Source organism: Roseovarius conchicola, from assembly GCF_041403425.1.
GTDB lineage: Bacteria > Pseudomonadota > Alphaproteobacteria > Rhodobacterales > Rhodobacteraceae > Roseovarius > Roseovarius conchicola.
The window spans coordinates 23,997-49,779 of sequence record NZ_JBGEHK010000006.1; the positions used below are offsets into that span (position 1 = coordinate 23,997).

Below are 25,783 nucleotides of genomic sequence, written 5' to 3' on the forward strand. Positions count from 1 at the left end.
AGGATTGCGTTTGAAGGGTTTCCTATAGGAAACGCCTCTTTGGTAAAAGCCCAGAAAGCGACAATTCTGCCTTAAGGACCGTCAAGGCTGGCACAGGCGGTCGATCTGTGCTTCGATCAACCTCATAAGATAAAGATAAAAGATGGGACAGTCCGCAATGCGCAAAAATATCGCCTTCGTGGCCAGCGATGCGCCCATCGCCCAAACCGCACGCGATGCGCTGATCGCGCGGTTCGGCAATACGGACGAGGCCGTGGCCGAAGTGATTGTTGCGCTTGGCGGTGATGGGTTCATGTTGCAGACCCTGCACCGGATGCAGGGGCTGGCCGCGCCTGTCTATGGGATGAATCGCGGCACGGTCGGCTTTTTGATGAATGAATATAGCGAGGACGACCTGATGGAGCGGCTGGAGGCCGCCAACGAAGAGATCGTCAATCCCTTGTCGATGAAGGCCGAAGATAGCGAGGGCAATGTCTTTGAGGCGCTGGCAATCAACGAGGTTTCGTTGCTGCGCGCAGGCCCGCAGGCGGCCAAGCTGCGCATCACTGTGGATGGCCGCGTGCGTCTGGACGAGTTGGTTTGTGACGGGGCCTTGGTGGCAACGCCGGCGGGTTCCACCGCGTATAACTACAGCGCGCATGGGCCGATCCTGCCGATCGGCTCGGATGTGATGGCGATCACGGCAGTGGCGGCCTTTCGTCCACGGCGCTGGCGTGGGGCCCTGATCCCCAAAACGGCGAAAGTGCGCTTTGACGTGATCAATCCGAAAAAACGCCCGGTGATGGCCGAGGGCGATGGGCAATCAGTGCGTGACGTTCTGTGGGTGGAAATCCAGACCGAGCCGAGTATCGCGCATCGGCTGTTGTTTGATCCGGGCCACGGGCTGGAAGAACGGCTTTTGCGCGAACAGTTTGTGTAACGGTGGGGGGATGAGGTTTTTCAGATATATAGCGGCGCTCGTTGTGATGGCTTTGCCGGTGATGGCGCAGGATACGGGCCTGATGGCGGCCTGTGCGGGCGGTGACACGGAAGCCTGTTTGCAAGGGACGCGTGAGGCACAGGCAGCGGGCGACAATGCCCTGATGCTGACATTCATCCGCAAAGGTTGCGCGCTGGAGAATGTCATTTCCTGCTCGGATCTTGGAATGGCCTATCTTGTCGGGCTGGGCGTAGAAAAGGATGTCGAAAAGGCCAAACCCTATGTTCAGAATGGCTGTAAGAAGGGCTATTATCGCGCCTGCGCAAATCTGGGGTGGATGCATTACACGGGCACCGGATTTCCACAGAGCAGCGAGAAAGCGCTTGGGTATTACAAACAGGGCTGTGAGGGCGGCAGCGGGTCGGCCTGCGGCAATCTGGGGAAGATGTACCTGGCGGGTGACGGTGTTGCCGCCAACGAAGCCACGGCGGATCGATACTTTGATAAGGCGTGTGATCTGGGCGTCTACATGGCCTGCTAGGGCCTAGTAAAATCCGACCGATTTGATCGACACATCAGCGATATGATCACGCCCGTAGGCGACAATACCAAGGCTTTGAATGCTTTGCGGTTTCGGCGTGTTGCGCAAGAGTCCGCCTGATGGACTGAAAGCCGCGAAGGGCAGGCGCACCTCTTGCCACTGTCCGGTCGCGTCGAATTCCGCCTGATAATACTGCCAGGGCAGGGCGGTGCCACGGGTACGCAGATGCACGAAATAGGGCTGATCATTGCCGTGCACGGTCAGGAATACGCCCTGCGCCCCGGCAGGCAGGGGATTGTCCAGATCATAGCGCACCTGAACGAACCCGCCGCGATTTGCCGTGCTGACATCGCCCGTTAAACGCAGGGTCGGTTGGTCGTTTTCGGAGACCATCCGGGCCTGTCCTTCGGACACACCGCCCATCACCTGATCGCTGAAATAGCGCCACTTGGTTGGTTCCGCCAGGGGCAGGTCAATCATCCAATCCTCCGTCATGGCAAGGCTGGGCCAGATCAACATGGCGGCCACCAGGGCAGGTTTGAAAATGTGAAACGGCATGATGATCCCCGGGTCTGATCAATAGATGGCGCACTCGGGATGAAAATCCAGACCGTGCCCGATTCTGCCTTTTGATTGGTCTCACTTATGGGGCGGAAATGCGGTTGCTGTGCAAGCCGTTCGGACGTCTCTCTTTGAAGGTGATATTTATTCAAGTACCAGATTTAAAACAATAAAGTTTAATGATATCTGATAACATCCCCCTGTTATTGTTTGTCGGGCCGCAGGTGAACAGCATGGGTGCACCTGCCAATGTCAGCGAGGACAAAGGAGAACACCCATGCAGGCGCAATATGCGATTAGGTCTTTGGTACTGGCGGTATTGATTGCCACCGGAACGGTTCTGCCCTCTCCAACCGGAGAGGTGAAAGAGCGTCAGGTGGATCTGGTAAAAAGTCTGTTTGTCGCGCCTGTCTCAGTTACTGGTTTGGACGCGCATGGGTAACCCTTACGGTAGGTGTGCCCCCTGCGCCATCAGGCGCAGGGGGAATGCTTTTAGGCGTTTGCGTAGCCGATGGTCTGCAACGCGTCCTTGATCTCATCCAGAATGGCGGGATCATCAATCGTGGCCGGTTGTTTGAACGGTTTGCAATCGGCGATGCTGACCATCGTGCCGCGCAGGATTTTGCCCGAGCGGGTCTTGGGCAGACGATCCACCACGACGGCCAGTTTGAACGCGGCCACCGGGCCAATCTTGTCACGGACCAGCTTGACGCATTCTTTTGAAATCTCCTCATGCGGGCGGTTCACGCCGCTGGTGAGGCAGACAAAACCAACCGGCAATTGCCCCTTCAGCTGATCGGTCACGCCAATCACCGCGCATTCTGCCACATCAGGGTGCGAGGCCAGAACCTCTTCCATCCCGCCAGTGGACAGGCGGTGCCCGGCCACGTTGATCACGTCATCAGTTCGGGCCATGATCCACAGATAGCCATCCTCGTCCTTCATGCCCGCATCGCCGGTCTCGTAATAGCCCGGGAAGGTGTTGAGATAGGATTTCTTGAACCGCTCTTCGGCGTTCCACAGCGTCGGCAGGGTGCCGGGGGGCAGGGGCAGCTTGATGGCAATCGCGCCCAATTCACCGGCGGGCACTTCGTGCCCTGCATCATCAAGGATCTGCACGTCATATCCCGGCATCGCCACGGTGGGTGAGCCGATCTTGACAGGCAGCGCCTCGATCCCTGCAGGGTTCCCGGCGATGGTATAGCCTGTCTCGGTCTGCCACCAATGGTCATAGACCGGCTTGCCAGTCATCTCACGGGTCCATTCGATCGTGTCCGGATCGGCGCGCTCGCCGGCCAGATAGATTCCATCAAGGTTGCTGAGATCGTATTTCTTCAGGAACTCACCCTTGGGGTCCTCACGTTTCACGGCGCGGAAAGCAGTAGGGGCGGTGAAGAAGGTCTTGACCTTATGTTCCTCGATCACACGCCAGAACGTGCCCGCATCGGGGGTGCCGATGGGCTTGCCTTCAAACACGATCGTGGTGTTGCCGTGGATCAGCGGCCCGTAACAGATATAGCTATGGCCCACGACCCAGCCGACATCTGAGGCCGCCCAGAACACGTCGCCCGGGTCGACATTGTAGATGTTCTTCATCGTCCAGTTCAGCGCCACCAGATGGCCGCCTGTGGGGCGCACGACGCCTTTGGGCGCGCCAGTGGTGCCGGACGTATAGAGGATATAGGCCGGGTGGTTGCCTTCAACCGGCACACATTCCGCAGGCTCAACCCCGTATTGGAAACCGTGCCAGTTGTAATCGCGGCCCTCTTCCAGATGGGCAACCTCTTGTTCGCGCTGGAAAATCACGCAGAACTCGGGCTTGTGCTCTGCCATTTCAATGGCGCCGTCCAGCAGCGGTTTGTAATGCACCACGCGGCCCGGCTCCATCCCGCAGGAGGCTGCGATGATGCATTTCGGCGCGCAATCGTCGATCCGCACGGCCAGCTCGTTCGCGGCAAATCCGCCGAACACCACGGAATGCACCGCGCCCAGTCGGGCACAGGCCAGCATCGCCTCAAGCGCCTCGGGGATCATCGGCATGTAGATGATGACACGGTCGCCTTTCTCCACGCCCTTGGCGCGCAGCGCCCCGGCCAGTTGGGCCACGCGATTGCGCAGGTTCACATAGGTGATGCGCCGGGTGACGCCGCTGATCGGGCTGTCATGGATGATCGCCACCTGATCGCCACGCCCGGCTTCGACATGGCGGTCCACGGCGTTCCAGCAGGTGTTGACCATACCGTCCGCGAACCACTCGTAGAGCGGGGCATTTTCAGCAAACAAGGCCTTGGTTGGTTTCTGGTCCCAGTCGATCGCCTGTGCGGCTTCCATCCAGAACGCTTCCGGATCGGCCTTCCAGCCGTCATATACCTCTTTGTATCCCATACTGTCCTCCTCCGAACCTTTGAAGATGTGTTACGGATCGGGTGACAGGGCGGCAAGGGCCTTGGATGGGCGACAGCATAGGTTATCGCAAACATTTGCAATATTGGTAAGAATTGATGTGTAAATTTTTGCAAACCCCTTTTTATGGGCAGCTTTGGACGCGAAATGCCATTGCTTTGCAAATCTGCAAAGTTTTTTAATGCAAACTAATGCCTTTCGGCGGGTGGCTTTTACCCGTATTTCGCCACCGGTGTGCCTGCAATCGCCGCCATGTTCAGCAACCCGCGCGGCGTGACGCCGGGGGTGACGATATGGGCGCGGTTGCCCATGCCCATCAGGATCGGTCCCACTTCCAGACCGCCAGCCTTCATCTTGAGAATGTTGCGCACGCCCGAGGCCGCATCCGCGTTCGAGAAGATCAGGATATTGGCCGCGCCCTCCATGCGGTTGCCGGGCAGCAGGCGTTCGCGCAGCTCAGGGTCCAGGGCGGTATCAACGTTCATTTCGCCCTCATAAACAAAATCCCGAGGTTCGCTGTCCAGAATGGCAAGTGCTGCGCGCAGGCGTTTGCCTGAATCCTCGCCCTGATTGCCGAACTGTGATTGCGAGCAGAAAGCGACTTTCGGTTCGACCCCGAAGCGACGGACATGGCGTGCCGCACCAATCGCGGATTCGGCGAGGTTTTCGGGCGAGGGGAAGACGCGCACATGGGTGTCAGCAATGAACAGGGGGCCATCTTCCATGATGATCATCGACAAGGCCCCCTGCGGGCGCAGTTTGTCATTGCCCAGAACCTGTGTGATGTAATTCAGATGCCAGCGGTATTCGCCGAACGTGCCGCAGATCAGGCTGTCGGCCTCTTCGCGATGCACCATCACCGCACCAATGGCCGTGGTGTTGGTGCGCATGATCGCCCGGGCCAGATCGGGGGTCACACCGCGCCGCTGCATCACTTCGTGGTAGCTTCCCCAATAGTCGCGGTAGCGCGGATCGTTTTCCGGATTCACCACATGCACGTTCTTGTCCGGGCGGATTTCCAAACCCAGTTTCTCGCAACGCGTTTCAATCACCTGAGGGCGCCCGATCAGGATAGGTTGCTCATTGGTTTCTTCCATGATCGCCTGTGCGGCGCGCAGAACCCGCTCGTCCTCGCCTTCGGAAAAGACGATCTTGCGTGCCTCCTGGCTGGCGGATTCAAAGACCGGGCGCATCAGCAGGGCGGACTTATAGACCGAGGCATCCAGCTTGGCGCGATAGGCATCCAGATCGTCCAGCGGGCGCGTGGCCACGCCGGTTTCCATCGCCGCCTTGGCGACCGCGCTTGAAACAATGCTGGACAGCCGCGGATCAAACGGCTTGGGGATCAGGTAGTCGGCCCCGAAGGTCAGTTGCTCGCCTTTATAGGCCGCTGCCGCCTCCGCCGAGGTCGTGGCGCGGGCGAGTTCGGCGATGCCCTCAACGCAAGCGATTTGCATTGCATCGTTGATTTCAGTCGCACCTACATCCAGCGCGCCCCGGAAAATGAAGGGGAAGCACAGCACGTTGTTGACCTGATTGGGAAAATCGGACCGCCCTGTGGCGATGATCGCTCCGGGTGCCACCTCGCGCACCTGATCGGGCATGATTTCGGGCGTTGGGTTGGCCAGTGCAAAGATGATCGGGTTGTCGGCCATTTTGGCCACTTGTTCGGGCTTCAGAACTCCTGGACCCGACAGGCCTAGGAACAGATCGGCCCCGTCAATCACGTCCTCCAGCGTGCGCTTATCGGTCTTTTGCGCGAAGGCCGATTTCTGCGGGTTCATATCCTCGGTCCGGCCCTCATAGACCAGCCCGTGAATATCACAGAGCCAGATGTTTTCGCGTTTCACGCCCAGTTTCACCAGTAGGTTGAGACAGGCGATGCCCGCCGCGCCGCCGCCGGTCGAGACGATCTTGATGTCCTCGAATGACTTGCCCGCCACGTGCAGCGCGTTGGTGGCCGCCGCCCCGACAACAATCGCCGTGCCGTGCTGATCGTCGTGAAAAACCGGGATGTCCATGCGCTCGCGGCAAATTTTCTCGACGATGAAACAGTCGGGTGCCTTGATGTCTTCGAGGTTGATCGCGCCAAAGGTGGGGCCAAGGGCGCAGACGATCTCGGCGAGTTTTTCGGGGTCGGGTTCGTCCACCTCGATATCAAAGCAGTCAATATTGGCGAATTTCTTGAACAGGACGGCCTTGCCTTCCATCACCGGTTTGGAGGCCAGTGCGCCGATATTTCCAAGGCCCAGAACAGCAGTGCCGTTGGAGACCACCGCCACCAGGTTCCCGCGCGAGGTATAGCGGCTGGCATTGGAAGCGTCGGCTTTGATTTCCAGGCAGGCCTCGGCGACACCGGGGGAATAAGCGCGGGCCAGATCACGGCCATTGGCCAGAGGTTTGGTGGCGCGGATCTCAAGCTTACCGGGTTTGGGAAACTCATGATAAAGCAGCGATGCCTGGCGGAGCGTTTCGTTCTGGCTGTCGGTCATAATCGTCTCCCTGGGGAATATAGTTTAGTATTAAACTAAATTTCGGACGGGATGCAAGCGGGCCAACCAGTCCGGTCTGTCCGAGCAGCTTGCATCTTGGCGGCCCTGCGCGCAATCTTGAAATGATTGACAATCAAAAGGATGGGCCCCGAAACCATGAGCGATGAGTTGCTGCAAGCTGCACGGGATGTGCGCGAGAACGCCTACGCGCCTTACTCGGGGTTCAAGGTGGGGGTGGCCCTGCGCGCTGGATCGGGACAGGTCTATGCGGGGTGCAATGTGGAAAACGTGGCCTACCCGGAAGGCACCTGTGCCGAGGCGGGTGCAATTGCTGCCATGATTTCTGCCGGGGAAACCACGCTGCACGAAATCACCGTGATTGCCGATAGTCCCGAGCCGGTGACGCCCTGCGGAGGGTGCCGGCAGAAGCTGGCGGAGTTTGGGGATGCGGATGTACCCGTTACCATGGCTACCACCGCCGGGCAAAGCCTGACCATGACATTGGCCGAACTGCTGCCCGGGGCGTTTGGGCGTCGTCATATGGAGCAGGAATAGCCCATGAACGCCCGCGCCATCATCGCCGCCTTGCGGGACAAGCGCCCACTCAGCCACGAACAACTGACGTGGTTCGCCACGGGTCTTGCTGATGGGACGATCAGTGATGCGCAGGCCGGGGCCTTTGCCATGGCGACCTTGCTGAATGGGCTGGGCCCCGAGGGGCGCGTGGCACTGACGTTGGCGATGCGCGACAGCGGCGACACCCTGCATTGGGGGATGGAAGATGGCCCGGTCATCGACAAGCATTCAACGGGCGGAATCGGCGATTGTGTCAGCCTGATCCTGGCCCCTGCGCTGGCGGCTTGCGGGGCCTATGTGCCGATGATCTCGGGCCGTGGACTGGGCCATACCGGCGGGACGTTGGATAAGATCGAAGCGATTACTGGCCTGCGCACTGACCTTAGCGAGCCGAAATTCCGACAGGTCGTGGCGCGGGCTGGGTGTGCCATCGTCAGCGCCTCGGGGCAGATCGCCCCGGCGGACAAAAGGCTTTACGCGGTGCGTGATGTGACCGCCACGGTCGAAAGCCTTGATCTGATCACCGCCTCGATCCTGTCGAAAAAACTGGCCGCGGGTTTGGATGGGTTGGTTTTGGATGTCAAAGCCGGAAGCGGGGCCTTCATGAAAACCCCTGCCGAGGCGCGCGCGCTGGCCGAGGCGCTGGTTGAGACGGCCAATGCCGCCGGGTGTCGAACCAGCGCCGTGATTACAGATATGAACCAACCCCTTGCGCCAGCCATTGGCAATGCGCTGGAAGTGGCCGAGGTGATGCAGGTGCTGACCGCCGGGAAGGGTGGCCCGCTGGCTGATTTGACCTGTGCCCTGGGGGGATTGGCGCTGTTGAATGCAGGGCTGGCCAATGATCTGGCAGGTGGGGCCGAGACGATCTCGGACGTACTGGATGATGGCCGTGCGGCGGACCGGTTCGGCCAGATGGTTGCCGCGATGGGCGGCCCGGTGCAGTTTGTCGAGAACTGGCGCAGGTTTTTGCCTGAGGCCACCGTGATCCATGAGCTGGTGGCCGATCGGGATGGCTATGTGGGCGCGATGGACGGCGAGGCGCTGGGATTGGTGGTGATCTCACTTGGCGGCGGACGGCAGGTCGAAACCGACAAGATCGAGCCCTCGGTCGGGCTGAGCGATGTATTGCCTCTGGGCGCGCCTGTGCGCCGGGGGCAGCCGTTGCTGCGTATCCATGCCACGCGCGAGGATCACGTCCAACGGGCCGAGGCCGCATTGCGCGCTGCAATTGAAGTTACGCCCGATGCCCCCGATCTGCCGCCCCTGCTGCATGAAAGGGTGGGGTGATGCCGCGCGCTTTCCTGGTTGTTCTGGATAGCGTGGGAATCGGTGGCGCGCCGGATGCAGATCAGTTTTTCAACGGTGATTTGCCTGATACGGGCGCCAACACGGTGGGACATATAGCACAGGTCTGCGCAAGTTTGCCGCGCGGGCCATTGCATCTGCCACATCTGAGCGGTTTGGGCTTGGGGCGCGCGGTGCATCTGGCGTCCGGCGAGGACGCGCCGGGGTTGAAAAGCGACATCACAGGCCTTTGGGGGGCAGCGAGCGAGGTGTCGCCGGGCAAAGATACACCCTCGGGCCATTGGGAACTGGCTGGCGTGCCAGTGCCCTTCGCGTGGCATTATTTCCCAAACGATATCCCGGCGTTTCCTGATGATTTGTCCCGCGCGGTGGCCGAGGCGGCAGGTACGCAAGATATCTTGGGCAATTGCCATGCGTCGGGCACTGAGATCCTCGACCGGTTGGGAGCCGAGCATCTGAGCACCGGTTGGCCGATCTGTTACACTTCTGTCGACAGCGTGTTCCAGATCGCCGCCCATGAAGAGGTTTTCGGTCTCGAGCGTCTGTTGTCCCTCTGTGCCGAGATCGCCCCGCGTCTTCATGCGATGAATGTGGGCCGGGTGATTGCGCGCCCCTTCAAGGGCAATCCCGAGCAGGGGTTTACCCGCACCGCCAACCGCAAGGATTTTGCACGCCCTCTGCCAAGTCCGGGCCTGTGCGATTGGGTGCAGCAGGCAGGTGGGACGGTCCATGCCATTGGCAAGATCGGCGATATCTTCTCGATGCAGGGGATCGACGATGCGGTGAAGGGGCGCGATGCGGCCTTGATGGAACATCTGCATGCTGCCGTGGCGGAGGCTGCGGATCACAGCCTGACCTTTGCCAATCTTGTCGAGTTTGACAGCGAGTACGGCCACCGCCGAGATTTGGAAGGATACGCTGCAGCCCTTGAATGGTTTGACCGCAAATTGGGCCGTCTTCTGGGACAATTGCGCGCCGGTGACATGCTTTTGATTACAGCCGATCATGGCAACGATCCGACCTGGGCAGGCACAGATCACACCCGTGAACGGGTGCCGGTGCTGGTGGCGGGTAAAGGCGTTGGTGAGATCGGACAGGTCGGGTTTGTCGATGTGGCTGCTGCAATTGCAGATCACCTTGACCTGCCCGAGCGCGGACCGGGAACCAGCTTTCTGCCCGATTGACAGATTGCCCTTTGCGTCGCGATCTGAGATGACAGGACATCAACGCCAGCCAATCGAAGAGCGGACATGACCCAGCATCTGACCATCGTCAAACACCCCCTTGTGCAACACAAACTGACGCTGATGCGCGAGAAAGGCACCTCGACCGCTGTCTTCCGCCAGCTTCTGCGCGAGATCAGTCAGCTTCTGGCTTACGAGATCACCCACGCCTTGCCGATGACCACGAAGTCCATCGAAACGCCGCTGGTTGAAATGGACGCCCCGGTACTGGATGGGCGCAAACTGGCGCTGATCTCGATCCTGCGGGCGGGCAATGGATTGCTGGATGGCATGCTTGAATTGATTCCCTCGGCGCGGGTCGGATTTGTCGGCCTTTACCGTGATGAAGAGACGCTTCAGCCCATTCAGTATTATTTCAAGGTGCCGGACCATATTGATGAACGTCTTGTGATCGTGGTCGATCCAATGCTGGCGACGGGCAACTCCTCTTCTGCGGCGATCGATTTGCTGAAAGAGGCCGGGGCCAAGGACATCCGTTTTCTGTGCCTTCTGGCGGCTCCGGAAGGCGTTGCAAAGATGAAAGAAAACCACCCGGATGTGCCCATCGTAACCGCCTCTCTGGACGAGCGACTGAACGAGATCGGATACATCCTGCCGGGGCTAGGTGATGCGGGTGATCGGATGTTTGGCACTAAATAAGCTAAAATTTACCCTCAAAATGGGGACAAACTGTTCCTGAAATGGCGATAAACGGTTTACTCAGAACCTGAATTAAGGCACTCTTTCTCACAAAACCGTGGGGATAAAAGTGAGAGTCAGCAGTTACATCGCGATCGCAGTTATCGCAGCCTCATCGGGCCTTGGGTTTTCACAGGTTCAGGCCCAGTCAATTTCCAGCGTTCAGGCACCGGCAGAGTTTCCGCCATCGTCCTTTACGGGTCGACAATATGTTGACAGTAACGGGTGCGTTTTCGTCCGTGCGGGGATCGACGGCAATGTGACATGGGTGCCGCGTGTGTCGCGGGATCGCAAAGTGATTTGCGGTTTCCAGCCCAGCATCGCGCGTCCAACGCAGGTGACCGAGGCACCGGCGCAGACAGCGCCGGCCGCTGCTCCGGCGTCGACCGCACCGGCGGCAAAACCTGCCGCGAAACCGAAATCCACGACTGCGACAGTGGCACGCGCGCCTGCTGCAAAACCGGCCGCCGCCCCCAAACCCCAGGTCGTACGGGTCCCCGCGCCGACGCAACCCACAGTCGCCACCAAGCCGAAAACCGTGAAAGTTGTCAAAGCCGCCCCCAAAAAGGTCGCACCTAAAAAAGTGGTCAAGAGAACCGCGGTGCCTCCGCGTCAAAGCGCGTGCCGGGGTGCCAGCGCGATTTCCAGCCAGTATTTGAAAGCCGCTTCCGGGGTGAATGTGCGCTGCGGACCGCAGGCAACAACCCATGCCACTCTCAGAAAAGACGGGCAGGGGCGTGTGATACGAACGACCTCGGTCAGCAACAGCCCCAGCTATACGCAGCCTGTGCCGCTGAAACGCAGCGCCACGCACGCCAGCACCTATGGTACGGGAACCGTCACGGCGGTTTCGACCCGCATCGTGCCGCGCCGTATCTATGAGGAAAGGGTGGCCAGCACGCGCGGCGTTTATATCCCGAAAGGCTATAAGGCCGCGTGGGATGACGACCGCCTGAACCCCAGACGCGCCTATCAAACCTATTCTGGACGCGCGCAGATGCAGTTGGTCTGGACCAATACGGTGCCGCGCCGGTTGGTGGATCGCAGGAGTGGGCGTGAGGTGGCCGATATGTATCCCGGCCTGCAATATCCGCATCTGAGCTATGCCGAGCAAGAACAGGCGCAGGTAACCATGTCGAGCCGTGGAAAGGTTCAACAGGCCAAGCGTCAGGTTGAAGCTGCCAATCCAGGCGCGCAACGTCGCGCTTTGCGCAAGCAGGAACAAGCGCAGCAGCAGGCCCGGAAACCGGCGCAGAAAACGGCGGTTGTCTCGTCACGCTCGACCGTGCGCAAGGCCCAGCCAAGTGCCGTCAGCCATCGCTATGTTCAGGCGGGAATGTTCGCTGACCGAGGCAACGCACAGCGTGCGGCCCAACGTGTCGCGAATGCAGGTCTGCCCGCGAAGCTGGGCAAAGCGACACGCAACGGGCGCACCTATGGTGTGGTCGTCGCCGGTCCGTTCCAGTCACAAGCTCAGCTGAATTCGGCCCTGAAACGCGTCCGCGCGATGGGCTTTGGAGATGCATTCCTGCGCAAATGATGCGCAGTGGATTAACTCTGGCAAGGCGGGTCATCGGACCCGCCTTTGTCGTCTGAGGGAGAGCAGATGAAAGCGTTCTTTGATGATCGGCAGTGGCAGCATGATCCCCAGCATTTCCTGTCAATGGGTGTCGCGAAACCCAGCCCGGAACAACCCGAGCGGATTGCCCGCCTGTTGGCCGGTGCCAAGGCGGCAGGATGCGAGATGCGCGAACCCTCGGATGCCGGGCTGGCCTCGATTGCGGCGGTGCATTCGCCTGAATATCTCGATTTCCTGCAAACCATCCATGGACGCTGGCGACAGATGGAGGGCGCAGGCCCTGAGGTGATCCCGAATGTTCATCCCCGTCGCCGCACTGACAGTTATCCGACCTCGCCCGTGGGGCAGGCGGGGTATCATCAGGCCGATACAGCCTGTCCGATTGGGGCACATACGTGGGAGGCGGCCTATTGGTCGGCGCAATGTGCGATTGCCGGGGCGGACGTGATTTGTGAGGGCGAATGGGCCGCCTACGCGCTTTGCCGTCCACCCGGGCATCACGCCTTTGGTGATCAGTCGGGGGGCTTTTGTTTTCTGAACAATGCCGGGGTCGCCGCGCAGCGATTGCTGGAGGCGGGCCATCGCCCCGCCATTCTGGATGTGGATGTGCATCACGGCAATGGCACCCAAGGGATGTTCTATGCACGCAGTGATGTGCTGACGGTGTCACTGCATACCGATCCAGAGGGGTTTTATCCCTTCTTCTGGGGCCATGCGCAGGAACGGGGCGAGGGCGCGGGTCAGGGCTATAACCTGAACCTCCCACTTGAACAGGGCATCGGCGATGACGCTTATCTGAAAGCCTTGGACACTGCGCTGGCCCGGATCGAGACGTTTGGTTGTACTGCTCTGGTTGTTGCCTTGGGACTTGACGCCCATGAGAGTGATCCGTTCAAGGGAATGGGCCTGACCACGCCCGGATTTGCCCGTATTGGAAAGGCGATTGCCGGGCTTGGCCTGCCGACTGTTCTGGTACAGGAAGGCGGGTATCTTAGCGACGCGCTGGGCGACAATCTGACCAGTATTCTTGACGTCTTCGCGCACGGATGAAAACCCAGCCCGATATCATTGTAATTGGCGGCGGCATCGCCGGGATCAGTGCAGCGGCTGCCCTGGCCCAAGAGGCGCGCGTCACCGTGATCGAGGCCGAAGCCCAACTGGCCTATCATTCCACCGGGCGGTCTGCGGCGATTTTTGTGCTGAATTACGGCAATGCCACGCTGCGAGGATTGAATGCAGCCTCGCTGCCGACGCTGAACGGGGCGACAACCGGCGAAACTGTGTTGTCACCGCGCGGTGAACTGTTGCTGGCCCGCGAGGACCAGTTGGACTTGCTGGACGCGCAGATGAAAGAGGGCAACGGCCTTGAGCGTCTCGGCCCCGATGATGCGTTGGAGCTGATCCCCGTGCTGCGGCGTGATCAGATCGCGGCGGCCCTGCTGGAACGCGATGCGCAGGATATTGACGTGAATCGCCTGTTGCAGATCAACGCGCGGCACCTGCGCGCGTGCGGCGGGACGGTTCTGACCGGTGCGAAGGTCGGTGCGATCACTGCGACGGCCGATGGCTGGCGGGTGCGGGCGGGCGCGCATCATGTAAGCGCGCCCATTCTGCTCAACGCCGCCGGGGCCTGGGCCGATCATGTTGCCGCATTGGCCGGGGTGCGCCCGATTGGGTTGCAACCGATGCGGCGCTCAGCCGTGATCATGCCGGTGCCGCCCGAGTTTCCGGAACATCGAAACTGGCCGATGGTGGGATCCATAAGTGAGGATTGGTATGCCAAACCGCAAGCGCCGGGGCTGATGATTTCCCCGGCGGATGAAGACCCGGTCGAGGCGCAGGATATCTACCCCGATGACATGGTTTTGGCCGAAGGGTTGGACCGGTTTTCGCAGATGGTCGATCTCCCTCTTGTACGCCCTGTGCACAGCTGGGCAGGCTTGCGCAGTTTCGTGGCGGATCGCACGCCGGTTTGCGGTTTTGCTCCGGATGCACCGGGTTTTTTCTGGCTGGCCGGGCAGGGCGGCTATGGTGTGCAGACCTCGCCCGCGCTGGGGGCATTGACCGCAGAGCTTTGTCTGGAGAAATCACCGACACTCGCGCCTGACTTGGTCGCCGCGCTCAGCCCAACCCGCCTTTATCCCTCGTAAGTCACCCGACCGCCGCAAATGGTCAGCACGGCGCGCGAGGCATCGATGCTTGCAGGCTCCATCGCCTCAAGGTCATGCGACATCACCGCGATGTCGGCCATCATGCCCGGCTTCAGCTGTCCCTTGCGGCCCTCGTTGAACTCGACCCAGGCATTGCCTGCGGTGTAGCTTTCCAGCGTGTCCATCAGGCTTTGGGTCTGATCGCGCCAGCCCTCGATGGGCACAGGCGCCACAGCGCCTTTGATATTGGGCATCACATCGACAGGAATCACCGGCCAGTCGGTTGAGAACACGACTTTCGCGCCGCTGTTGCGGATGTCCTGCCAGGCAAAGCAAAGCGGGATCTGATGCTTATGCAGGACTTCGTCCATACCGACGGGCGGAAAGATGCCGCCAAAGGGCGCATGGCCGGGTTGGATCGAGGCGACAACGTCAAGTTCGGCGAAACGGGGCAGATCATCGGGATGCAGCACCTCGATATGTTCCACGCGGTGGCGGGAATCGCGCACGCCATTGGCTTTCTGCGCAGCCTCGTATCCATCTAGCGTGACCCGCACCCCAAGATCACCAATCGCATGGGTGGCGATTTGCAACCCCATCGCATCGGCAGTCACGCAAGCCTCGGCAAAATGATCGGCCTCAAACACAGCATCGCCAATATGATCGGTGCCGGGATAGGGTTGCAGCATCAGCGCCGTGCGGCTTTCGCAGACCCCGTCCATGAACATCTTCACATTGGTGGTCCAGACCCAGTCGCTGTTGAACTGGGTGCGCATTTCGGCGGCTTCGGCAAAACGGTCCAGCGGATCAAAGCTTTTGTAATGGAACGGAACCTGGCTGCGGCACAGGATGCGCCCCTCTTCTTCGAGGTCAGACAGCAATTCGCCCTGATAGAAATTGCCATCCATCAGATGCAGGCCAGTGATGCCGTGGCTGGCGCAATGTTTCATTCCCCGCTCGATGGCATCCTTATCGGCCGCACGTTCGGCGGCGGTCGCAGGTGGTTCCGGGCTGGCACCGCTGGTCAGCCCGGCCATGTCACGCCCGCCGTGACGGGTATGAAGCAGAACGGATGCATAGGCCGAGGGCTCCTGCAACTCGCCCGCAGCAAGACCGTCTTCTCCCATGACAATCTGGGCCCCGGCATCGACCTTGCCACCGTGCAGCACACCGCCCAGTTCCAGCGCCTTGGTGTTGGCCCAGACCGTGTGGTGACAGGGCGAGAAACAGGCAAAAGGACGATCCGGCAGAACCGCGTCCAGATCGTGGCGGGTGGTGGGGCGTCCTTCTCCCATCATGTCATAGCCCGCCTGAACGGCAAAAACCAACGTCTCGTCCGGGCATTTGGCAGCCCAATCGCGCACCAGAGGGGTCAGTTGATTGATCCCAACCACGTCGGTCAGGTCAAGATACCCCATCTCGACCGAGCCGCCGAACAGATGCACGTGGCTGTCGATAAACCCCGGCAGAACCGTATGGCCGCCTGCATCCACCACGCGGGTGGCTGGCCCTGCCAGTTCACGGATGTCGGCAGTGCTCCCCACGGCTGTGATCATGCCATCCGCGACGGCCAGTGCCTCGGCCTTGGGCTGTGCGGGATCAAAAGTGATCAGGGTACCATTGAGGATCACGATATCTGCGGGATGGGCCATGAGGGTGCTCCGGGGTAGAAAAAAGAAAACGCGTGGCCACAGCGAACGTGCGGCCACGCGAGGTTTTTCGTGGCGCTTATTTGGTCAGTTCCGTCCAGATCGCGCTGTAGATCTTCTGCGTGGCAGGATCGCAGGTTTTCGCGACATAGCCCGCATCGGCCAATTCCGCCGGGATGACCACCTCGGGGGCGGTTGTCATCACTTCATCCATGAACTCTTCCGAGCCTTTGATGCCGTTGGCATAGCGCGCGAAGTTCGAAATCATCGCGGCATTTTCAGGGGCCATGATGAAGTTCAGGAAGGTCTTGGCATTGTCCGCATTCTTGGCGTCGGCCAGCACGGCGGCATTATCCATCCAGATTGGAAAGCCTTCTTGCGGGTAGCCATAGACCACATCTTCATTCTGCAGGCGCACGCGCAAGGAAGCGCCGTTCCAGTAGACGCCAGCCGAGACGTCGTTCTTCACGAAGCTTTCGATATTGCCATAGTTCATCGACAGCCAGTGTGGCTTGGCCGCGACCAGCGCATCGCGCGCTTTCTTCAGCACTTCCTTGTCATCGGTGCATTGCTCGCCGCCGACATAGTTAATGGCGATGCCCATCACGTCGTTCATTTCCGGCACGACGTTGATCTTGCCTTTCAGCTCATCCGGCGGGTCCATGATCACGGCGGCGGTGTTGACATCACCGCCATAGACCGAGGTGTTCACGGTGATGCCCACGGTGCCCCATTGCCACGGAACGGTGTAGTTGCGGCCTGGATCAAACTCCACATCGACCCAGCGCGGGTCCATATGCTTGAAGTTTTCCATCTCGTTTGGCTTGGATTCCATCAACAGGCCTTCGCCGACCCAGATCGGGATATAGGTGCTGGAGGGCACCACGATGTCAAAGCCATGGCCACCGGCCTTGATCTTAGACAGCGCGGTGTCGTTGCTGTCGTAATCGGTGATGGTGACCTTGATGCCGGTTTCGGCCTCGAATTTCTCGATCATCTCGGGGCTGGTGTAATTGCCCCAGTTATAGATGTTCAGCTCGCCCTCGGCGGCGGCAATGCCGGCGATCAGCGAGAGCGCCGTGGCGGTTCCGAGTAGGTTTTTCATTTGTATCTCCTCTGTTTGATTTGGATTTTGGCGGGTTGATCCCGCATCTTGTTAGGTCTTTTTCCGGCTCAGCAAGAAAAACGCGATCACCATGGCCACGGATATCGCCAGAAGCGCGGTGGAAATGGCGTTGATTTCGGGGGTGATCACCCGGCGCAACTGACCCAGCATATAGGTGGGCAGTGTATCCTGACCGGCGGATTTCACAAACTCGGTGATCACCACGTCATCCAGCGAGATCACGAAGGCCAGCATTGCCCCGGCAAGGATACCCGGCCAAAGCTGGGGCAGAGTGATACGGCGGAACACTTTGAAGGGCGAGCCGTAAAGATCGGCCCCTGCCTGTTCGAGGCTCAAATCCATACCCTGCAATCGCGCACGGATCGGCATATAGGCGAAGGGAATACAAAAGGCCGAGTGGGCAACAATCAGATACCACAGCCCGGTGTAACCGGTGGCCGTTTTGATCATCGCAAAGAAGATCAACAGGGCCACGGCGGTCACGATTTCGGGCACCATCAATGGCTGGTTGATCAGCGAAAAGGCAATCGTCTGGCCTTTCCAGGGTTTCACACGGGTTGTTGCCATGGCGGCCAGAACGGCGGCCGAGGTGGCAATGAGAGAGGCTGCACAGGCGATGATCAGGGATCGTATCGTGGCCCCCTGCACTTTCTCGTTCTCCCAGGCGGATTGATACCAGCGCAGCGAGAACCCTTCCCAGACCGCAATCGATTCACCAGCGTTAAAGGAGTAGACCACCAGCAGCACGATCGGCAGATAAAGCAGGGCAAAACAGACGAACGCGATCGTGGTAAAGCCGGTCTGGCGGCGCACATCAAAGCCACGTTTAGCCATGGTGCTGCTCCTCGCGGCCCACGGCGCGCACATAGAAGATCAGCGCGACCATCACCACCATCAACAGGGTCAGCGACAGCGCGGCCCCAAGCGGCCAGTTTCTCAGCTGTCCGAATTGCAATTCGATCAGATTGCCCAGCATCAGCTGCGTGCCTCCGCCAAGCACGCGCGGCGTGACATAGGCTCCAAGACACGGCACGAAGACCAGGATCGACCCGGCCACGACGCCCGGCTTGACCAATGGGAAGATCACTTTGCGCAGGACCTTCCAGCGGTTCGCGTAGAGGTCATATCCCGCCTCGACCAGAGAGAAATCCAAGCGCTCCATCGAGGCATAGATCGGCAGGATCATCAGCGGCAGATAGACATAGGTCATCCCCACCATGATCGCGAATTCGGTGAACAGCATCTGAATGGGTTCGTCTATGATCCCCATTGCCATCAAAAGGCTGTTGACGGTGCCCTCGTTTCGGATCAGTTCCATGATCGCGAAGGTGCGGATCAACAGGTTGGTCCAGAACGGGATCATGATCAGCAGCATCCAGATATCGCGCTGTCCCGCGGGGCGTGTGGCGATGAAATAGGCTGTGGGAAAGCCCACAACCAGGCACATGGCCGCGGTGATTAGAGATAGTTTGAGCGAACGCCAGAACACCGCCAGATGTGCATCGGCTAATGTCAGTTCGTCGGTGAAGAAATCAATCTGCGCCACGACGTTGAACCACGCTTTGGCGGAAAACTCCCACACCACCCCGCCATAGTCACCGGGGGTCAGGAAAGAATAGACCACCACGATCAACAACGGGCCGCTGGCAGCTATCAGCAGCAGGAACATCGCCGGGGCCAGCAGAAGAAAGCGAGCCCGGCGTTCTTCGCGGCGGCGGTTGAGAATATGCTCGCTCATGCCGCTAGTCCCTCAGAACCTGGCCGATGCCGGGGGCAAAATTAACGCCCACCTTGTCGCCCACGGCCCCGGCCTGGGCCTGGTCCGGCTGGTTCTGACGGCGCACCACAAAGCGCCCGCCACTGTCCAGATCAACGTGATAATGCGTGTCGGTGCCGAAATAGACCACATCGGCCAAGGTTCCGGGCAACAGCGCGCCCTCCGCTGCATCAAGCGTGGCATGTTCGGGGCGGATGGCCAAAGTGACCTTGCCTGTGCCTTCGCCGCCCAAGGCGCTGGCGGCAACCTCCATGCCCGAGGCCAGTTTGACCTGTGCGGTGGTGCCGTCGGTCGAGAGCAATTCGGCATCAATAAAATTCGTGTCGCCAATGAAATCGGCCACGAATCGCTCTGCCGGGTGGTCATAGATGTCACGCGGCCCGCCGATTTGGCGGATGGTCCCGCCCTTCATCACTGCGATGCGATCGGACATGGTCAGGGCTTCTTCCTGATCATGAGTGACGAAGACAAAGGTGATGCCGGTTTCATGCTGCAGGCGTTTCAGTTCCAGCTGCATTTCCTTGCGCAGTTTGAAATCCAGCGCCGACAGCGGCTCGTCCAACAGCAAAACCTTGGGGCGTGGGGCCAAAGCGCGGGCCAAAGCGACACGCTGTTGTTGCCCGCCGCTGATTTCCGAGGTTTTGCGATCCGCCATCGGCTCCATCTGCACAAGGGACAGCATTTCATTGACGGTTTCGGTGATCTCCGCTTTCGGACGGTTCAGCATTTCCAACCCAAAGGCGATATTCTGGCGCACCGTCAGATGGGGAAACAAGGCGTAGGATTGGAACACGGTGTTCACCGGACGCTCGTAAGGGGGCATCGGCAGGATGTCCTGCCCATCCAACGCCACTTCGCCGCGTGTCGGGTCCAGAAATCCGGCAATGACCCGCAACAACGTGGTTTTCCCGCAGCCGGATGGACCAAGTAGGGTGAAAAACTCGTTCGACTTGATCGTCACCGAGACATCATCAAGGGCAGTGAAGGCATCCTTGCCGTCGCCAAAGATTTTCGTCACGTTTTCAATTTCGATCACTGGCAGGCCCCCCCGATCGCCATTTTTTTGATCAAAGGCGCTGGAGGGCAGTCTGTCAAGCGAACATGACGCGGATCAGGCCGGACTACCCCCTATAGGGTAGGTTGCAAAATTCTCTTGGAAACAGAGGCTTGGGGCGATGCATTGCACGCAGCATGGTCGTTCTTGCCGGATGCCTTCGGAAAGTTATCGGTTGCCCTAAAACCGGCGCGCAGGTCGGCGCTGACTTATTGATCAACGAGAGTAAAAGACTGGCAAAGCCGGTTCCGCCTGGCTGGTCAGGAGCGCCCTTCGGCTTCGTCAATCAGGCCCTGAACCCATCTGGTGATCCACCAATTGGCGGGCAGGCCCAAGGGAACACACGCGATCAATGCGGCGACAGGAGAGATCATGGGCAGCCCCACGGTCTGCCACATCAGCCCCAGCATGAAGAGGTTGATCGCCACGGCCAGTGCCGTAAATGGGTATAGTAGCAGGAATAGTTTGGGGGTGACTTTGGTCTGTTTGCTCATGCGGCTGCCTCTTTTACCTGGGCGCGCCGCAATGCCCGGGCGACAAGGGCCGGAGCCTCGGGTGCGCAGCCGATCGGATCAAGGCGAATGCCGCTGAACGCGGCTTTTTCCAGCGCCTCGGTGATGTCATCCACCACATGCCCGCCGCGCGCGGCAAAGAAGGGCAGGCAGATGGATTTAGGGCCCAGCCCGGTGGCCATATCGACCAGCGAGGGGTCTTGTTCGACGAATCCGACGCGTTGTTCGCCAAAATGAATGCGTTCTTTCAACGCCTCGGCAAAGGCGTATGTGTCGCGGGCCGAATTCGGGCTGCGCCCGGATCCGTGTCCGGGGATGAACAGCTGTGTCTCGGCCGCGGACCATGTGGCCTTGTCCAGCACGCCCTGTAACAGCTGCGCGGCCATATCGGGCAGGTGAGGGTCAACCCCGAAAGGCAAGAGCAGCTGTGCAGGATGGCTGCCCAGCCGTTTGCGCAGATTGTCGCCGGTGAACCAGCCTTGCGACATGAACATCGGGTAAATCAATGGATCGGGCGGGCACGCCTCAAGCTGAGTATCCAGAGCGCCGGGGGCTGCCAGAGTTGCACTTTCGATGCGCCAGCCGGGCAGGGCCTTGGCCACATCGGCTGTAAAGGCCGCCAACCCGGCCTCGGCCGGGTCAGGGTCCGAGGGCTGACCATGGCTGACGATAATCGCGCAGCGCGCTGTGGGCGTGTCGGGTCCGGGCATGATGGGTTCCTCTAGGGTGCGGGCATCATAACCTAACGCGATACGCGCGTCTGCCCAGACCAACAAGGGCGCAGGATCGGGAAGGGTTGTCTATTCACCCGCCATGGCCACTGCGTGCGTCGGGATCTCTTCGCCCAGTTCACACGCCGAGTGATCCTCGCGATAGAGCGACACAACATGTCCGATCACGAACAGCACCGGCGCGCGCATGGGGCGGGCCGCCATGTCCAGACCGATCTGATCCAGCCGTGAAATCAATCGCCCTTCGCGCGGGGTGGTGACGTTGGAGACTGCCAGCACCGGCAGACTGCCGGGCATGCCTTCGCGCATCAGTCCAAGGGCGATCTCGGCGATGTTTGCCACTCCCATATAGACCACCAGCGTCGTGTCTTCACAGGCGAGGCTGGCCCAATCCAGATCAAGCTTCTGATCGCGCGCGCGGTGGCCGGTCACATAACGCACACCCGTGGCCAGCCCGCGATGGGTCAGCGGCACGCCGGTTGCGGCGGCCATGCCCTGCGCGGCGGTGATGCCGGGGGCGTATTCAACGGCGATGCCAAGATCGCTCAGATGCGCGGCTTCTTCCGAGCCGCGTCCGAAAATCAACGGATCGCCGCCCTTCAGGCGAGCAACGGTCAGACCTTGCTGGGCCAGCTCGGCAAGAATTTCGTTGATGCGATCCTGCGGTACCGTGTGGCATTTCGGGGCCTTGCCCACGGGGATCATCTGCGCCGTTGTCGGTGCCATTTCCAGAATCTCGGGCGAGACCAGACGGTCATAAACAACCGCATCCGCCGATTCGAGCATACGCAACGCCCGCAGCGTCATCAGGTCCAGTGCTCCGGGGCCTGCGCCGATCAGATAAACTTTACCGGGTTCTGTCATTTTGCTGGCTCCTTGCGGCGGGCGAATGAGGGATGGATGTCAAACAAGTGGAAAGGACGGGGAGGTCGTCACGTGATGCGTCTGGGGCATGTGGCAGATGCAAGGCGACCGAAGGCGATGGTCACACTGAACAAAATGATGACGCAGCCTGTGGCGATCACTAGGGTCATTTCGGGGTCTCCCTTTGCACTCTCTCAACTTCCTGAAAAACTGGCATCATCCACGGAGCCATACCTTGACTTTTGTCAACGAGATCGCGGGGAGATGAAGCGATGCTGTGTGGTAGCGAAGGCGCTGCCCTGGCCCGTGCGTTCCGTGATCGAAGCGATTGATCGCCAAGGAACCAGCAGGAGCATTGCCCATGAATACCCGCGCGATGCGTCCAAGCTGTCCGGTGGCGATGCTTTTTGTCACCTCCTGCCAGGTTCTGGATCGTGCCGTTCATCAAACGGAGGTTGATCTGATGAAATCCACCTTGTTGCGCGTCCTGGGCGAGCCCTACCGTATCTTCTTCCTGTGTGCAGGGCTTTACGCGGTTCTTGCTCTTTTGGTCTGGGAGGCGTGGCTGGGGGCGCAGGCCGCTGGCAGTTCGGTTCTGGCCTTGCCATTTGCGCCGCCACCGCATCTTTGGCACGCCCATGAGATGATTTTTGGCTATGCCAGCGCGGCCTTGGGCGGTTTTTTCCTGACCGCCGTGCCGAACTGGACCGGCTCGAAGGCCGTCGGGCATGTTTTTGTGTGGCTGGTCGTGGCGTGTTGGCTGGCCGGACGCGTTGTGATGTGGTTGTCCGGGGCCTTGCCGCCCTTGGCCGTGGCGGTGATCGACCTGGCGTTCCTGCCATTGCTGGGGTTGAAAATCGCGCTGATGCTAATCAAGCGGCCCAAGCGGCAAAACGTGGCCTTCCTGGTGTTCCTCAGCCTGATCTGGGTGGGCAACCTGATGGTCCATCTGGAGTGGATGGGGCTGAGTGATGATACCCTATATAACGGACTACGCGTTGGCCTGATCGGGCTGTGCCTGATGATCGCGGTGCTGGGGGGACGTGTGACACCGGCCTTTACGCGCAATGCCATGAAAAAGGCTGGCGTGGTCGAGGCGGATTGGCCCAATAGCCGCAAACCCGTTGATATGGTGGCGATGGCGGGAATGGCGCTTTTATTACCCGGTTTGCTGTTTGGCCTGCCTGACATGCTGGTGGGGGCGGTGGCGTTGGTCGCCGGGATCGCCCAGATGGTGCGGGTTCTGTTCTGGCGTCCCCTCTGGACGCTGAACCAACCGATTCTCTGGGCGCTGCATCTGGCCATGTTGATGTTGGGGCTGGGTATGGTCCTTTGGGGCCTAAGCCTGTTTGGAGCGGGCAGCGAGGTGGCGGCCATCCATGTTCTGGGCATTGGGGCCGTAGGCGGTATGACCCTTGCGGTGATGAGCCGTGCCGTTCTGGGGCATACCGGACGGGCGTTGCAGGCCCCTTCGGCTGTTGCGCTGGCCTATGGGTTGATTGCTTTGGCGGCCGGGTTGCGCTGGCTGGCGACGGGGCTGGGTGAAGATTGGTATTTCCCGGCCGTTCTGTTGACCGGTGGCCTTTGGATTTCGGCCTTCATGCTTTACCTGGTCGCCCTTTGGCCGGCCCTGACCGGCCCCCGCCTGACCGATGCAAGCTGATCTGCGGTTTGTGGCCAGGTCTTTGTTTCGCTGAATTCGGGTGCCGTTGACAATAGTCAAGGAGCACGCCGCTTCCGGGCCTCACAATCGGTCTATCTAACTCAACGCGCAAAGGAGACATGCATGCGCGACGTCATGACAAAAGGCATGGCCCGGAACATATTCTATGGGGGATCACTTTTTTTCATCCTGATATTTCTGGGGCTGTCGGTGCACTCGCACCTGTATATCGTCAACACTTCCTCAAACTCTGAAAACCTGACTGAAAGTGTCGCACTGGGCAAAAAGGTCTGGGAACGTCACACCTGCATCAATTGTCACACAATCATGGGCGAAGGGGCCTACTTTGCCCCCGAACTGGCCAATGTGATGACCCGCTGGGGCGTTGTAGATGATCCCGAAGGGGCTTTTGAGACGCTCGATGGCTGGATGAAATCCCAACCCAGTGGAGTCGAGGGGCGCCGTCAGATGCCCTATTTCGAGCTCACTGAGGAAGAAACCCGGGGGCTGTCCGATTTCCTGATCTGGGTCGACAAGATCGACGCACAGGGCTGGCCGCCGAATGATGCGGGCTGAGAAAGGACCACAACCATGAAATATCAATCTCAAAAAGTGGCTCTTGCCTATTTCGCCGTGGCAATGGCCCTGTTCGCGGTTCAGATTCTTGGCGGCCTTCTGGCTGGCTGGGTCTACGTCATGCCCAACACGCTGTCTGAACTTCTGCCATTTAACACTATACGGATGCTGCACACCAACTCGTTGATCGTGTGGCTGCTGCTCGGGTTTTTCGGGGCCGCCTATTTCCTGATCCCCGAAGAAGCCGAGCGGGAATTGCACTCGACCAAACTGGCCTATCTGCAACTGATCATTCTCGTGGTCGGTACGCTGGGCGTGGTGCTGACTTATGTCTTCAACCTTTTTGAAGGCAACTGGTTGCTGGGCAAAGAGGGGCGCGAGTTCCTTGAGCAACCAAAATGGGTCAAGGCCGGTATCGTCGTGGCGGCGCTGATCTTCCTTTTCAATGTCTCGATGACGGTGCTGAAAGGGCGCAAGACCGCGATTTCCAACATCCTTCTTCTGGGTCTCTGGGGTCTGGCATTGCTGTTCCTGTTCAGCTTCTACAACCCTGAAAACCTGGCGCTGGACAAGCAATACTGGTGGTACGTTGTGCACCTGTGGGTCGAAGGCGTGTGGGAACTGATCATGGCCTCAATCCTGGCCTACCTGATGCTGAAACTAACCGGCGTCGACCGCGAAATCGTTGAGAAATGGCTCTATGTCATCGTTGCGGCCGCGCTGTTCTCGGGCATCCTTGGCACCGGGCACCACTATTACTGGATTGGCTCACCGGGTTACTGGCAGTGGATCGGCTCGATCTTCTCCAGCCTCGAAGTGATCCCGTTCTTTGCAATGATGGCCTTCGCCTTCGTGATGGTCTGGAAAGGCAAGCGGGACCACCCCAACAAGGCCGCCCTGTTGTGGAGCCTTGGCTGTGCCACTCTGGCCTTCTTCGGCGCCGGTGTCTGGGGCTTCATGCACACGCTGCACGGGGTGAATTACTACAGCCACGGCACACAGATCACAGCCGCCCACGGTCACCTGGCCTTCTACGGTGCCTATGTCTGTCTTAACCTGGCTCTGTTCAGCTATGCGATGCCGATTCTGCGCAATCGCGACCCCTATAATCAGGTGCTGAACATGGCAAGCTTCTGGCTGATATCGAGCGGGATGGTCTTCATGACCTTCGTGCTGACCTTTGCGGGCACTGTCCAAACCCACATGCAACGTGTGGAGGGGGACTATTTCATGGACGTTCAGGATGCGATTTCGATCTTCTACTGGATGCGCTTTGGAGCTGGCGTCGTGGTTCTTCTCGGTGTGCTGCTGTACCTCTACGCGATCCTTGTACCGCGTAAAGAGATCATCACACCGGCCGAACCGGTTGCTGCGGAGTGA

General features: G+C 59.7%; 24 protein-coding genes. 13 read left to right on the forward strand and 11 right to left on the reverse strand.

The window, feature by feature from the left end; genetic code table 11:
- Positions 1–157: 157 nt before the first annotated feature.
- Together V6N02_RS16450 and V6N02_RS16455 are read left to right on the forward strand one after the other, a co-directional pair.
- Complete coding sequence (locus tag V6N02_RS16450) at positions 158–919, forward strand: NAD kinase (protein WP_371227539.1); 762 nt, start codon at positions 158–160, stop codon at positions 917–919.
- A 10-nt stretch (positions 920–929) separates the two neighbouring features.
- Positions 930–1,460 (forward strand): tetratricopeptide repeat protein, encoded by a 531-nt coding sequence (locus V6N02_RS16455; RefSeq protein WP_371227223.1) that lies wholly within the window; start codon positions 930–932, stop codon positions 1,458–1,460.
- 3 nt (positions 1,461–1,463) lie between these two features.
- Here V6N02_RS16455 and V6N02_RS16460 read toward each other — a convergent pair whose 3' ends face one another.
- On the reverse strand, positions 1,464–2,018 hold the full coding sequence (locus V6N02_RS16460) for a CIA30 family protein (protein ID WP_371227225.1): 555 nt from the start codon (positions 2,016–2,018) through the stop codon (positions 1,464–1,466).
- 280 nt (positions 2,019–2,298) lie between these two features.
- Between V6N02_RS16460 and V6N02_RS16465 the strand changes: the two genes are divergently transcribed.
- Positions 2,299–2,463 carry a hypothetical protein gene (locus tag V6N02_RS16465; protein ID WP_371227227.1) on the forward strand — a complete coding sequence of 55 codons (165 nt, stop codon included), beginning with the start codon at positions 2,299–2,301 and terminating at the stop codon, positions 2,461–2,463.
- Between the two features lie 50 nt (positions 2,464–2,513).
- Here V6N02_RS16465 and prpE read toward each other — a convergent pair whose 3' ends face one another.
- Entirely contained in the window at positions 2,514–4,406 is a 1,893-nt protein-coding gene (gene prpE / locus V6N02_RS16470) for a propionate-CoA ligase PrpE (RefSeq protein WP_371227229.1), read from the reverse strand.
- A gap of 230 nt (positions 4,407–4,636) precedes the next feature.
- The gene (locus V6N02_RS16475; RefSeq protein ID WP_371227231.1) at positions 4,637–6,916 is read right to left on the reverse strand and encodes an NADP-dependent malic enzyme; all 2,280 of its coding nucleotides are present in this window, start codon (positions 6,914–6,916) and stop codon (positions 4,637–4,639) included.
- A gap of 141 nt (positions 6,917–7,057) precedes the next feature.
- Between V6N02_RS16475 and V6N02_RS16480 the strand changes: the two genes are divergently transcribed.
- The 7 genes from V6N02_RS16480 (at position 7,058) to V6N02_RS16510 (ending at position 14,451) form a co-directional block, all read left to right on the forward strand.
- Positions 7,058–7,471: a cytidine deaminase gene (locus tag V6N02_RS16480; RefSeq protein WP_371227233.1), complete on the forward strand. Its 414-nt coding sequence runs from the start codon at positions 7,058–7,060 to the stop codon at positions 7,469–7,471.
- Between the two features lie 3 nt (positions 7,472–7,474).
- Complete coding sequence (locus V6N02_RS16485; protein ID WP_371227235.1) at positions 7,475–8,782, forward strand: thymidine phosphorylase; 1,308 nt, start codon at positions 7,475–7,477, stop codon at positions 8,780–8,782.
- Positions 8,782–9,984, forward strand: coding sequence for a phosphopentomutase (locus V6N02_RS16490; RefSeq protein WP_371227237.1), 1,203 nt, complete (start codon positions 8,782–8,784; stop codon positions 9,982–9,984). The genes V6N02_RS16485 and V6N02_RS16490 overlap by 1 nt, the downstream gene beginning before the upstream one ends.
- 66 nt (positions 9,985–10,050) lie before the next feature.
- Entirely contained in the window at positions 10,051–10,683 is a 633-nt protein-coding gene (gene upp, locus V6N02_RS16495) for a uracil phosphoribosyltransferase (protein WP_371227239.1), read from the forward strand.
- A gap of 109 nt (positions 10,684–10,792) precedes the next feature.
- Entirely contained in the window at positions 10,793–12,262 is a 1,470-nt protein-coding gene (locus V6N02_RS16500) for an SPOR domain-containing protein (RefSeq protein WP_371227241.1), read from the forward strand.
- Positions 12,263–12,328: 66 nt separating this feature from the next.
- Complete coding sequence (locus tag V6N02_RS16505) at positions 12,329–13,351, forward strand: histone deacetylase family protein (RefSeq protein ID WP_371227243.1); 1,023 nt, start codon at positions 12,329–12,331, stop codon at positions 13,349–13,351.
- A complete protein-coding gene (locus V6N02_RS16510; protein ID WP_371227245.1) occupies positions 13,348–14,451 on the forward strand; it encodes an NAD(P)/FAD-dependent oxidoreductase in 1,104 nt (367 codons plus the stop codon). Before V6N02_RS16505 ends, V6N02_RS16510 begins: the two co-directional genes overlap by 4 nt.
- Here V6N02_RS16510 and V6N02_RS16515 read toward each other — a convergent pair.
- The 8 genes from V6N02_RS16515 to cobA form a co-directional block, all read right to left on the reverse strand.
- The gene (locus tag V6N02_RS16515; RefSeq protein WP_371227247.1) at positions 14,439–16,103 is read right to left on the reverse strand and encodes an amidohydrolase; all 1,665 of its coding nucleotides are present in this window, start codon (positions 16,101–16,103) and stop codon (positions 14,439–14,441) included. The genes V6N02_RS16510 and V6N02_RS16515 overlap by 13 nt on opposite strands.
- 76 nt (positions 16,104–16,179) lie before the next feature.
- A complete protein-coding gene (locus tag V6N02_RS16520; protein ID WP_371227249.1) occupies positions 16,180–17,205 on the reverse strand; it encodes an ABC transporter substrate-binding protein in 1,026 nt (341 codons plus the stop codon).
- A gap of 51 nt (positions 17,206–17,256) precedes the next feature.
- Positions 17,257–18,060 (reverse strand): ABC transporter permease, encoded by an 804-nt coding sequence (locus V6N02_RS16525; protein WP_371227252.1) that lies wholly within the window; start codon positions 18,058–18,060, stop codon positions 17,257–17,259.
- Positions 18,053–18,964, reverse strand: a complete 912-nt coding sequence (locus tag V6N02_RS16530; protein WP_371227254.1) for an ABC transporter permease — start codon at positions 18,962–18,964, stop codon at positions 18,053–18,055. The genes V6N02_RS16525 and V6N02_RS16530 overlap by 8 nt, the downstream gene beginning before the upstream one ends.
- A 4-nt stretch (positions 18,965–18,968) precedes the next feature.
- Entirely contained in the window at positions 18,969–20,039 is a 1,071-nt protein-coding gene (locus V6N02_RS16535; protein ID WP_371227255.1) for an ABC transporter ATP-binding protein, read from the reverse strand.
- Positions 20,040–20,317: 278 nt separating this feature from the next.
- Complete coding sequence (locus tag V6N02_RS16540; RefSeq protein ID WP_371227257.1) at positions 20,318–20,551, reverse strand: hypothetical protein; 234 nt, start codon at positions 20,549–20,551, stop codon at positions 20,318–20,320.
- Entirely contained in the window at positions 20,548–21,279 is a 732-nt protein-coding gene (locus V6N02_RS16545; RefSeq protein ID WP_371227259.1) for a CbiX/SirB N-terminal domain-containing protein, read from the reverse strand. Before V6N02_RS16545 ends, V6N02_RS16540 begins: the two co-directional genes overlap by 4 nt.
- Positions 21,280–21,369: 90 nt before the next feature.
- Positions 21,370–22,164: a uroporphyrinogen-III C-methyltransferase gene (gene cobA / locus V6N02_RS16550; protein ID WP_371227261.1), complete on the reverse strand. Its 795-nt coding sequence runs from the start codon at positions 22,162–22,164 to the stop codon at positions 21,370–21,372.
- A 361-nt stretch (positions 22,165–22,525) separates the two neighbouring features.
- On the opposite strand from cobA, the gene V6N02_RS16555 reads away from it, so the two are divergent.
- The 3 genes from V6N02_RS16555 (at position 22,526) to V6N02_RS16565 (ending at position 25,783) form a co-directional block, all read left to right on the forward strand.
- Positions 22,526–23,827, forward strand: coding sequence for an NnrS family protein (locus tag V6N02_RS16555; protein ID WP_371227262.1), 1,302 nt, complete (start codon positions 22,526–22,528; stop codon positions 23,825–23,827).
- 123 nt (positions 23,828–23,950) lie between these two features.
- Complete coding sequence (locus V6N02_RS16560; protein ID WP_371227264.1) at positions 23,951–24,403, forward strand: c-type cytochrome; 453 nt, start codon at positions 23,951–23,953, stop codon at positions 24,401–24,403.
- A gap of 15 nt (positions 24,404–24,418) precedes the next feature.
- Entirely contained in the window at positions 24,419–25,783 is a 1,365-nt protein-coding gene (locus V6N02_RS16565; protein WP_371227266.1) for a cbb3-type cytochrome c oxidase subunit I, read from the forward strand.

Bases quoted from the DNA above. Each gene is read 5' to 3' on its own strand.
- V6N02_RS16450 (WP_371227539.1), top strand. From the start codon at position 158: ATGCGCAAAAATATCGCCTTCGTGGCCAGCGATGCGCCCATCGCCCAA.
- V6N02_RS16455 (WP_371227223.1), top strand. From the start codon at position 930: ATGAGGTTTTTCAGATATATAGCGGCGCTCGTTGTGATGGCTTTGCCG.
- V6N02_RS16460 (WP_371227225.1), bottom strand. From the start codon at position 2,018: ATGCCGTTTCACATTTTCAAACCTGCCCTGGTGGCCGCCATGTTGATC.
- V6N02_RS16465 (WP_371227227.1), top strand. From the start codon at position 2,299: ATGCAGGCGCAATATGCGATTAGGTCTTTGGTACTGGCGGTATTGATT.
- prpE (WP_371227229.1), bottom strand. From the start codon at position 4,406: ATGGGATACAAAGAGGTATATGACGGCTGGAAGGCCGATCCGGAAGCG.
- V6N02_RS16475 (WP_371227231.1), bottom strand. From the start codon at position 6,916: ATGACCGACAGCCAGAACGAAACGCTCCGCCAGGCATCGCTGCTTTAT.
- V6N02_RS16480 (WP_371227233.1), top strand. From the start codon at position 7,058: ATGGGCCCCGAAACCATGAGCGATGAGTTGCTGCAAGCTGCACGGGAT.
- V6N02_RS16485 (WP_371227235.1), top strand. From the start codon at position 7,475: ATGAACGCCCGCGCCATCATCGCCGCCTTGCGGGACAAGCGCCCACTC.
- V6N02_RS16490 (WP_371227237.1), top strand. From the start codon at position 8,782: ATGCCGCGCGCTTTCCTGGTTGTTCTGGATAGCGTGGGAATCGGTGGC.
- upp (WP_371227239.1), top strand. From the start codon at position 10,051: ATGACCCAGCATCTGACCATCGTCAAACACCCCCTTGTGCAACACAAA.
- V6N02_RS16505 (WP_371227243.1), top strand. From the start codon at position 12,329: ATGAAAGCGTTCTTTGATGATCGGCAGTGGCAGCATGATCCCCAGCAT.
- V6N02_RS16510 (WP_371227245.1), top strand. From the start codon at position 13,348: ATGAAAACCCAGCCCGATATCATTGTAATTGGCGGCGGCATCGCCGGG.
- V6N02_RS16515 (WP_371227247.1), bottom strand. From the start codon at position 16,103: ATGGCCCATCCCGCAGATATCGTGATCCTCAATGGTACCCTGATCACT.
- V6N02_RS16520 (WP_371227249.1), bottom strand. From the start codon at position 17,205: ATGAAAAACCTACTCGGAACCGCCACGGCGCTCTCGCTGATCGCCGGC.
- V6N02_RS16525 (WP_371227252.1), bottom strand. From the start codon at position 18,060: ATGGCTAAACGTGGCTTTGATGTGCGCCGCCAGACCGGCTTTACCACG.
- V6N02_RS16530 (WP_371227254.1), bottom strand. From the start codon at position 18,964: ATGAGCGAGCATATTCTCAACCGCCGCCGCGAAGAACGCCGGGCTCGC.
- V6N02_RS16540 (WP_371227257.1), bottom strand. From the start codon at position 20,551: ATGAGCAAACAGACCAAAGTCACCCCCAAACTATTCCTGCTACTATAC.
- V6N02_RS16545 (WP_371227259.1), bottom strand. From the start codon at position 21,279: ATGCCCGGACCCGACACGCCCACAGCGCGCTGCGCGATTATCGTCAGC.
- cobA (WP_371227261.1), bottom strand. From the start codon at position 22,164: ATGACAGAACCCGGTAAAGTTTATCTGATCGGCGCAGGCCCCGGAGCA.
- V6N02_RS16555 (WP_371227262.1), top strand. From the start codon at position 22,526: ATGAATACCCGCGCGATGCGTCCAAGCTGTCCGGTGGCGATGCTTTTT.
- V6N02_RS16560 (WP_371227264.1), top strand. From the start codon at position 23,951: ATGCGCGACGTCATGACAAAAGGCATGGCCCGGAACATATTCTATGGG.
- V6N02_RS16565 (WP_371227266.1), top strand. From the start codon at position 24,419: ATGAAATATCAATCTCAAAAAGTGGCTCTTGCCTATTTCGCCGTGGCA.